Genomic DNA, 7,481 nt, shown 5'->3' on the forward strand with positions numbered 1-7,481 from the left:
AACCCGGAGAGCCTGACGCTGCCGGACGGCAGAAAGACGGAATGGCTGATGTACGGCAGCGGACACGTGCAGGGTATCCGGTATAACGGCAGGCTGGTGAGTGACATCACGCGTGACGGGCTGCACCGGGAGATAATACGCAGTCAGGGGGCACTGACACAGTACAGCGGCTACACGCGAAGCGGGCAGATGGCGTGGCAGCGGATAATCCGGGGGGAATATGCCGGGAGCGGCATACCGCCGGAAGCGGAAAGCGAGAACCGGAAGGACTGGCGCTACAGCGCGGACGGCGAGCTGATAATGGAGACGGGGCCGCACGGCGCGGAGCTGTATGACTACGACCGTGCAGGATGGCTGCGCAGCCACTCTCCGGCACAGGGCGTGCAGGAACGTTTTCACTGGGATAAAGCGGGCAACCCGGTGAATGAGTACGAAACGGTGGCGGACAACCGCGTCAGGGCGTGGGGCAAATACCGTTACGAATACGATGAATGGGGTCAGGTCATCCTGCGCGGGGAGGGCCGCAGCGAGAAAACGCTGGCGTGGGACGCCGACGGTCATCTGCTGCGGGTGATATCGGGCGACCGGACGACGCACTACCGCTACGACGCGCTGGGGCGCCGGACCCACAAGGTGACGCGCACCGACATGCAGGACAGGGCGGAAAACGAAACCCATTTTCTGTGGCAGGGAACGCGGCTGCTGGAGGAGCGGACGGGCGAAAGCCGGAAGACCTATATTTACGGCGACGCCCGTAGCCCGGTGCCGGTGGCATGCGCAGAGCGACGTGCAGGCCGGGAGGAGATTTACCACTACCAGACAGACCCGTCATTGCGGATAAGGACGGTGACGGATGAAACGGGAAAGGTGGTGTGGGACGGCTGCTGGCAGGCGTGGGGCCGGATGCAGGCGGACCTCAGCGGTCCGGGAGGATTTGAGCAAAACCTGCGGCTGGCGGGGCAGTATTATGACAGGGAAAGCGGGCTGCATTATAATCTGTTCAGGTATTACGACCCGGATGTGCCTGGACGGTTTTTGAGCAGTGACCCGATAGGATTAGCGGGTGGGATAAATCTTTACCGGTATGCGCCGAATGCGCTGGGGTGGATTGATCCGCTTGGGTTAATAAAGGTCTTTCGTAATCTTCGTGCTGATGAGTCTGTTAGTGATGGATTATCAGCAAAAGCTCCGGGGCGAGGAATGAGTGCCGCAGGTCATGTCAGAAATGGCAGCAAAAGCACCTTCAAAGGCTCGCAGTTTATATCAACAACGACAAGTGAAGAGGTTGCAAGGCAATATCGTGGGCCTGGTCAAACAACAGTTACGTTTGATACCGATAATGTAATACCTGATGCGAAAGGTAATCGTAGTATTATTGATTTATCAACAACTGAGAAAGCAACGGAGGCCGGGCTAAAAGGACCAGCAAGTAACTATGCGACTAGTTCCAGTGAAGTCCTTGTTGAAGGACATGTGCCGCCAGATGCTATTACCACTTGCTAAGTTAGATGAGTTATAGGAGTTGAAAAAAATGGATAAAGATACTGCATTAAAAATTGTTATTGATAAATTGCTGGGAGATGACTCAATACCTGTAAGGTTAAGATTAAAAAAGGGTTTTTCTGATGAAGAACTTGAGGAACTATATGAATCCCTGGATTTTTTGGCAGAGGTATATGTTGATGAGTCTATGGTGCCAAAAGTACTCGGATTAGCTTTAATGGATGTGTATGGTATGTTTTCTTTTAGAGAGGGTATGTACAGTAAGGAGAGGTTGATTGAATTGGAAAATATTGGTATAGAGCTCCAGGAAAAAGCAATTAACTTATTTTCATAAATAAACTAATTAATTTTAATATAAATTATCCCATCCAATGGTAAATAGAAACTTGCGACATAGAGTTTATGCCGATATGGATAACGAACATATAGAGTTTGATTTGATATCCTCTTTTATATGTGGAAGTGGTGTCGGGTTATCAAAATCAGACACAATTAATGATTTTTCAGGAGAGAAAATAGTTTTACGTGAAGGGGACTATATCTATTTATATATGGAGGTAGGTGTCGGTGAATCAGGTGCAATGGAATATGTATTCGCCGAAGGCTATATCTTACCCCATCCAAACTATGATGCCACTACTCCATGCAAGTGGTGTTGTAAGTATGTGGGAGATGTGGAATATATGGAAGACTATATAAAAAGTTTCATGATGTGATTGTCCAGTCGGGGCTGATAAAAGTCATGGTGCAATTTGGATATTAAATAAATATTCGTACAGTAATTTTGGAGTAATTAACAGTTCTTTGATGTTGCGAGCTGATTTATGTATGGGTAAATGAGTGTATTAAAAACTAATTCACGTTCTCGTCTGATTATATTATTAATCACAAAGGAGTATAGCCTGATACTAAACAGAGCCATCACGATTTGGTGGTTGTTAAATTAATTTGTTGAGGAATGTATAATGGGTTATTGGGGGGCTGGGCCATGGGATAGTGATGTTGCAGCGGATTGGTTTCATCGCCATAGAGCCTCGTTCAGATTCTCGACTTTAAGTTGTAGATATTAAATTATCTTCCCCTCCCACACTTCCCCAGATTTCAGCCAGCGTATGCGAGCAGAAATCCGGGGGATCAATATTATGACTCGATCAGATCTTTGATAAACACCACACCATCAGTTGTACGTAGCCAGCGCGGTGCTTTCAGTTTTGCTGCAAAGAACCAGACCAGCTCACACAATAGTCCCGTCAGAGGTTGTTCCATTTCAGATCCCTGCACCTGTTCCGTCAGAATCTGGAACAGTATCAAGCAATGCTCACACAACTGTTCGGGGTCTGACTCAAAGCGCGGAAACGACGTCGGCAAATCATCAAGCGTCAGGCTGTCAACTAGATGGGACGGATGGCTGGTTCACATCACGTATGCGCCGGGACAGACGACGCGCATCACGCAGCGGTGAAGCCTGGGCGGTGAGCGTCACACGCGCTACGAGCATGATGCGGCAGGGAGGCTGACGGCGGCCGCGCGCGCCGTACTGAGTACGGTGATATGCGAAGACCATTCTCCGGAAATCCGCATTGCCCAGGGTTCCGGCAACATCTACATCAACAGTCAGCCTGCCGCCCGAAAAGATGATCATACTGAATGTGATGCGGTGATTGAGGATGGCTCCCCCAATGTCTTTCTCGGCGGCGGTACGCAGACGGTACTGGAAATCAGCCCGGAAATCCCGGACTGGCTGCGTCAGGTTGTGGATGTGCTGTATGTGGTCGCCGGAATGCTGGGGGGGCTGGCTGGAGCCTCGCGTCAGGCGACAAAGATGGGCTCGAAATTTGGCACAAAATGCGCGGCAAAATTTATTGGTGGCGAAATTGCCGGGATGGGCATTTCCGAGGCCGCTATGGGATTGTTCAGCAACCCGGTTGATGTAACTACCGGGCAAAAAATTCTGCTGCCGGAAACGGATTTCACCCTGCCGGGCCGCCTGCCTGTTACCTGTTCGCGCTTTTATGCCAGCCATCTGGAAACTGAGGGGCTACTGGGCAAAGGATGGCGGCTGAACTGGGAAATAACCCTGCGCACCGATGAGAAATATATCACTCTGATTGGCGGCCAGGGGCGTGAGTTAAGTTATCCGAAAGACATGCTGACGCCGGGGCACCAGATATTCGATCCGGAAGAGCAGTTTTACCTGAGCCGCCTGCATGACGGACGCTATGTACTGCATTACACCGACCGCAGCTATTACATATTTGATGAATTTGATGACCACGCGTCGCACCGTTACTTTTTATGGAGACGCCCTACCGACAGCGTATAGCTTTCGGGCGAGAGAACGGCAGGCTGGTGCGGGTGGCTTCCAGCAGCGGGCACCATCTGTTATTGCACCGCACAATGACCCCAGCGGGGGAAAGACTTTCGCATATTGAACTGGTGAAGGGAGGACGTCCCGGTAACCTGGTGGAATATCGTTACGACAATAACGGGCAACTGACCGGTGTGGTGAACCGGGCCGGTGTGGCAGTGCGACAGTTCGCCTATGAAAATGGCCTGATGGCAGAGCACCGCAACGCGACGGGCTTCACCTGTACCTACCGCTGGGAAGAGATTGAGGGGGTTCCCAGGGTGGTGGAGCACTCGACCAGCGATGGCGAGGATTACCGGTTCCGCTATGATTTTGCTGGCGGGCAGACGGTGGTTACCGGCAGGCCGGGTGACACAGACGCAGTGGAACGGCAGTTTTGATGAAATCACTCGTCGTGCGCTGGATGACGACCATGTGTGGAAAGCGGGTTACAACGAACACGGTCAGGTAATACAGGAAACAGACCCGGAAGGACGCGTCACGCGCTACGGGTATGATGAACAGGGGCTGGCAGTCAGCCGCACGGATGCGAGGGGCGGCCTGGTTGCGCTGGTGCACGATGCGCGCGGTCAACTGGTGCATTACACCGACTGTTCAGGGCGCGCCACGGGTTATGAATACGATGAAGACGGCAACCTGACGGCGGTGACGGACGCGGAAGGGAAAACGGTACACATCAGCTATAACCGTCTGGGACAGCCGGAGACAGTCAGCCATCCGGGCAAACAGCAGGACCGTTACACCTGGAACGCGCTGGGATTACTGAGCAGCCACCGTCGTCTTACGGGCAGTATACAGAGCTGGCAGTATACGCCGCGGGGGCTGTTGACGCTCCACACGGATGAAGGGAAACGGGAGACGCGCTGGCATTACACTGCGGAGGGGTGGATTGCCAGCCTGAGCAACGGCAACGGGGCGCTTTACCGGTTCAGTCACGATGCGGATGGACGACTGACGGGAGAACAGCGCCCGGACGGCCTGATACGGATGTTTGCGCTGAATGCGGGCGGGTATCCGGTCATCATCCAGACGCAGGGTACAGAAGGCGGGGTGCGCAATGAGAAACAGCAGCGTGATGTGCTGGGTCGCCTGCTGCGCAGTGACACGCAGCACAGTACACGGACCTTCAGCTACAACCGTCTTGACCAGATAACGGAGGTGACGCTCACCCCCACGGAAGAAGGTGAGCGTCTGCACCACATGCAGGCGGACAGGGTGCGCTTCGCGTATGACCGCAGCGGGTGGCTGACGGCAGAGCACAGCGTACACGGCAGCATAAAGTACCGGCGTGACGCGCTGGGCAACCCCACCGATATCACGTTACCGGACGGGCAGCACCTCAGCCATCTTTACTACGGCAGCGGGCATCTGCTCCAGACGTCGCTGGATGGTATCACGGTCAGTGAATATGAGCGTGACAGTCTGCACCGCCAGGTGATGCGCACCCAGGGGGCGCTGACGACGTTCAGCGGCTACAACGCCGACAACCGGTTAAGCTGGCAGCGCAGCCTGCCAGGCGGCAGCCGGAGTCCGCAACAGGCCGGAAATCCCCCGACACAGAGCGACAGCGTGACGGGGCGGGATTACATCTGGAACGCAGACGGTGAAGTCAGCGGCATTAACGACAAACTGCGTGGTTGCCTGGTGTTCAGCTATGACCGGAGCGGCTGGCTGACCGTTACCGCTATAACGAATGGGGTGAACTGACAGAGCGGCGAGAACAGCAACTGGAGTGGAACGCACAGGGTCAGTTAACGCGGGTCATCGGCAGCAACAGCGAGACGCGGTATCAGTACGATGCGCTGGGCAGGCGTATCAGCAAGGCGACGTATGGCCGCCATACGAACCAGCGGGAACAGCGGCGGACGACGTTTGTGTGGGAAGGATTCCGGCTGTTGCAGGAGACAACGTGGCAGGGAAAGCGGACGTACCTGTACGACGCGGAACAGCCGTACACGCCGGTGGCGGCTGTCACCGGGCGCGGGGAAAGCCGGAAAATCTGGTATTACCACACGGACGTGACGGGCACGGTGCAGGAGGTGAGCGCAGCGGACGGAACGCTGGTATGGGCGGGCTACCAGGCGGGGTTTGGTGAAAACCGGGGCGACATCAGCAACAGCGGGGCGTACTTTGAACAGCCGCTGCGACTGCCGGGGCAGTACTTTGACGAAGAAACGGGGCTGCATTACAATCTGTTCAGATATTATGCGCCGGAGTGTGGGCGGTTTATCAGCCAGGACCCGATAGGGTTGGCGGGGGGAATAAACCTCTATGCTTATGCGCCGAATCCATTAACTTATATTGATCCACTTGGTCTTTGTAAATTAAGGGGAAGTAATGGGCGCTTCAGAAGTGCACAGAATATTCAGGAGGAAATAGGCGGCCTACCCAATTTTTCAGGAAAAACTCCAGGAGAAATACGACAAACTTTGCGTAATCGAGGTTACTCGTCGGTACAAGCTCATAGTGGAGGAGAGGTCTGGACAAAAGCATTACCTGACGGAAATACTGTTGCAGTGAGGCTTGATCCTGCTATGCAAAGAACTCGCCCCAGAGGTTTTGCAGACGAAGTACCTCATGTTCATATAGAATCATTACCTACATCAGGGGTTGTAAATGGGAATTATGGTGGCAGGAATAATCCAACTGTTCCAGTAGTAAAATATGATCCTTCAGGAAATATAGCTGTTACGCCGCAGGATTCACATATACCAATGCGACCAGGTCGTGGGCCTTACAGGTAATATATTATGAATACAATTAGTCGAAATGAGCTTGTTTTGCTTTATGAAACGCTTGAAAACAGTTTAATGGACTCCTTATCAAATAAGCAACTAAGAGCGTTAATTGATATATATGTTCTAGCCTTGGATAATTATGAGCGAGATATTATGGATTCAATTTCATTCTATATTAATGAGTATGGCAATGATGACACAAGGAAATATGTGATAGAGCTTATTGAAAAAAACAATAATGCTTATTTAAAACAAGAATTGAATTATTTGCTTAATATTCTTTAATCTATTACATATTTTAATAACGTGCCGGGATGGTTTATTTTCCCGGCTTTTTATTATTTAACTCTCGTTCAGCACACTAAACATCCCGTCGCGCATCCCCTTAACAGACTGTTTCGCCTGATAAAGTTCCCTGCGCAGTTCCTGCACTTCGTTGTTATCCGCAAGCAGGATCAGGCATCCTTCCGGGATCTTCACGGTAACGCCCGTGCCGATCTCAAATCCCGCTTCTCTCAGCCATTTGGCGCTGAATGCGAGCGGGTATCCGGTCATCATCCAGACGCAGGGTACAGAAGGCGGGGGGCGTAATGAGCGGCAGGAGCGTGATGCGCTGGGCCGCCTGTTGCGCAGTGACACGCAGCACAGTACACGGACCTTCAGCTACAACCGTCTTGACCAGATAACGGAGGTGACGCTCACTCCCACGGAGGCGGGGGAACGGCTGCACCACATGCAGGCGGACACGGTGCGTTTTGCGTATGACCGCAGCGGGTGGCTGACGACGTTCAGCGGCTACAACGCCGACAACCGGTTAAGCTGGCAGCGCAGCCTGCCAGGCGGCAGCCGGAGTCCGCAACAGGCCGGAAATC

General features: G+C 52.9%; 6 protein-coding genes and 2 pseudogenes. 6 read left to right on the plus strand and 2 right to left on the minus strand.

The window, feature by feature from the left end; translation table 11 throughout:
* The 3 genes from A31E_RS0122075 to A31E_RS20935 all read left to right on the plus strand — a co-directional run.
* On the plus strand, positions 1-1,503 hold a 1,503-nt coding region (locus A31E_RS0122075), incomplete at its 5' end, for an RHS repeat-associated core domain-containing protein (protein WP_016248329.1).
* A 28-nt stretch (positions 1,504-1,531) separates the two neighbouring features.
* The gene (locus tag A31E_RS20940) at positions 1,532-1,837 is read left to right on the plus strand and encodes a hypothetical protein (protein ID WP_016248330.1); all 306 of its coding nucleotides are present in this window, start codon (positions 1,532-1,534) and stop codon (positions 1,835-1,837) included.
* A gap of 76 nt (positions 1,838-1,913) precedes the next feature.
* The gene (locus A31E_RS20935) at positions 1,914-2,219 is read left to right on the plus strand and encodes a hypothetical protein (protein ID WP_016248331.1); all 306 of its coding nucleotides are present in this window, start codon (positions 1,914-1,916) and stop codon (positions 2,217-2,219) included.
* Positions 2,220-2,643: 424 nt separating this feature from the next.
* Here A31E_RS20935 and A31E_RS26340 read toward each other — a convergent pair whose 3' ends face one another.
* Positions 2,644-2,769: a hypothetical protein gene (locus tag A31E_RS26340; protein WP_261990861.1), complete on the minus strand. Its 126-nt coding sequence runs from the start codon at positions 2,767-2,769 to the stop codon at positions 2,644-2,646.
* Between the two features lie 205 nt (positions 2,770-2,974).
* On the opposite strand from A31E_RS26340, the pseudogene A31E_RS26345 reads away from it, so the two are divergent.
* Positions 2,975-6,615, plus strand: a pseudogene (locus A31E_RS26345) (RHS repeat-associated core domain-containing protein); the annotation flags it as partial.
* Positions 6,616-6,621: 6 nt separating this feature from the next.
* On the plus strand, positions 6,622-6,894 hold the full coding sequence (locus tag A31E_RS20930) for a hypothetical protein (protein ID WP_016248337.1): 273 nt from the start codon (positions 6,622-6,624) through the stop codon (positions 6,892-6,894).
* 57 nt (positions 6,895-6,951) lie between these two features.
* Here the strand turns inward: A31E_RS20930 and A31E_RS20925 are convergent, their stop codons facing one another.
* The gene (locus A31E_RS20925) at positions 6,952-7,167 is read right to left on the minus strand and encodes a SymE family type I addiction module toxin (protein ID WP_016248338.1); all 216 of its coding nucleotides are present in this window, start codon (positions 7,165-7,167) and stop codon (positions 6,952-6,954) included.
* Here A31E_RS20925 and A31E_RS25595 point away from each other — a divergent pair.
* Positions 7,139-7,481 (plus strand): annotated as a pseudogene (locus tag A31E_RS25595) (hypothetical protein); the annotation flags it as partial. The gene A31E_RS20925 and the pseudogene A31E_RS25595 overlap by 29 nt on opposite strands.

It is taken from the genome of Escherichia sp. KTE159 (assembly GCF_000408805.1).
GTDB classification, from domain to species: Bacteria; Pseudomonadota; Gammaproteobacteria; order Enterobacterales; family Enterobacteriaceae; genus Escherichia; species Escherichia marmotae.

What these genes read in the sequence shown, in the direction of transcription:
- A31E_RS20940 (WP_016248330.1), top strand. Translation starts at nt 1,532, where the DNA reads ATGGATAAAGATACTGCATTAAAAATTGTTATTGATAAATTGCTGGGA.
- A31E_RS20935 (WP_016248331.1), top strand. Translation starts at nt 1,914, where the DNA reads ATGGATAACGAACATATAGAGTTTGATTTGATATCCTCTTTTATATGT.
- A31E_RS26340 (WP_261990861.1), bottom strand. Translation starts at nt 2,769, where the DNA reads ATGGAACAACCTCTGACGGGACTATTGTGTGAGCTGGTCTGGTTCTTT.
- A31E_RS20930 (WP_016248337.1), top strand. Translation starts at nt 6,622, where the DNA reads ATGAATACAATTAGTCGAAATGAGCTTGTTTTGCTTTATGAAACGCTT.
- A31E_RS20925 (WP_016248338.1), bottom strand. Translation starts at nt 7,167, where the DNA reads ATGATGACCGGATACCCGCTCGCATTCAGCGCCAAATGGCTGAGAGAA.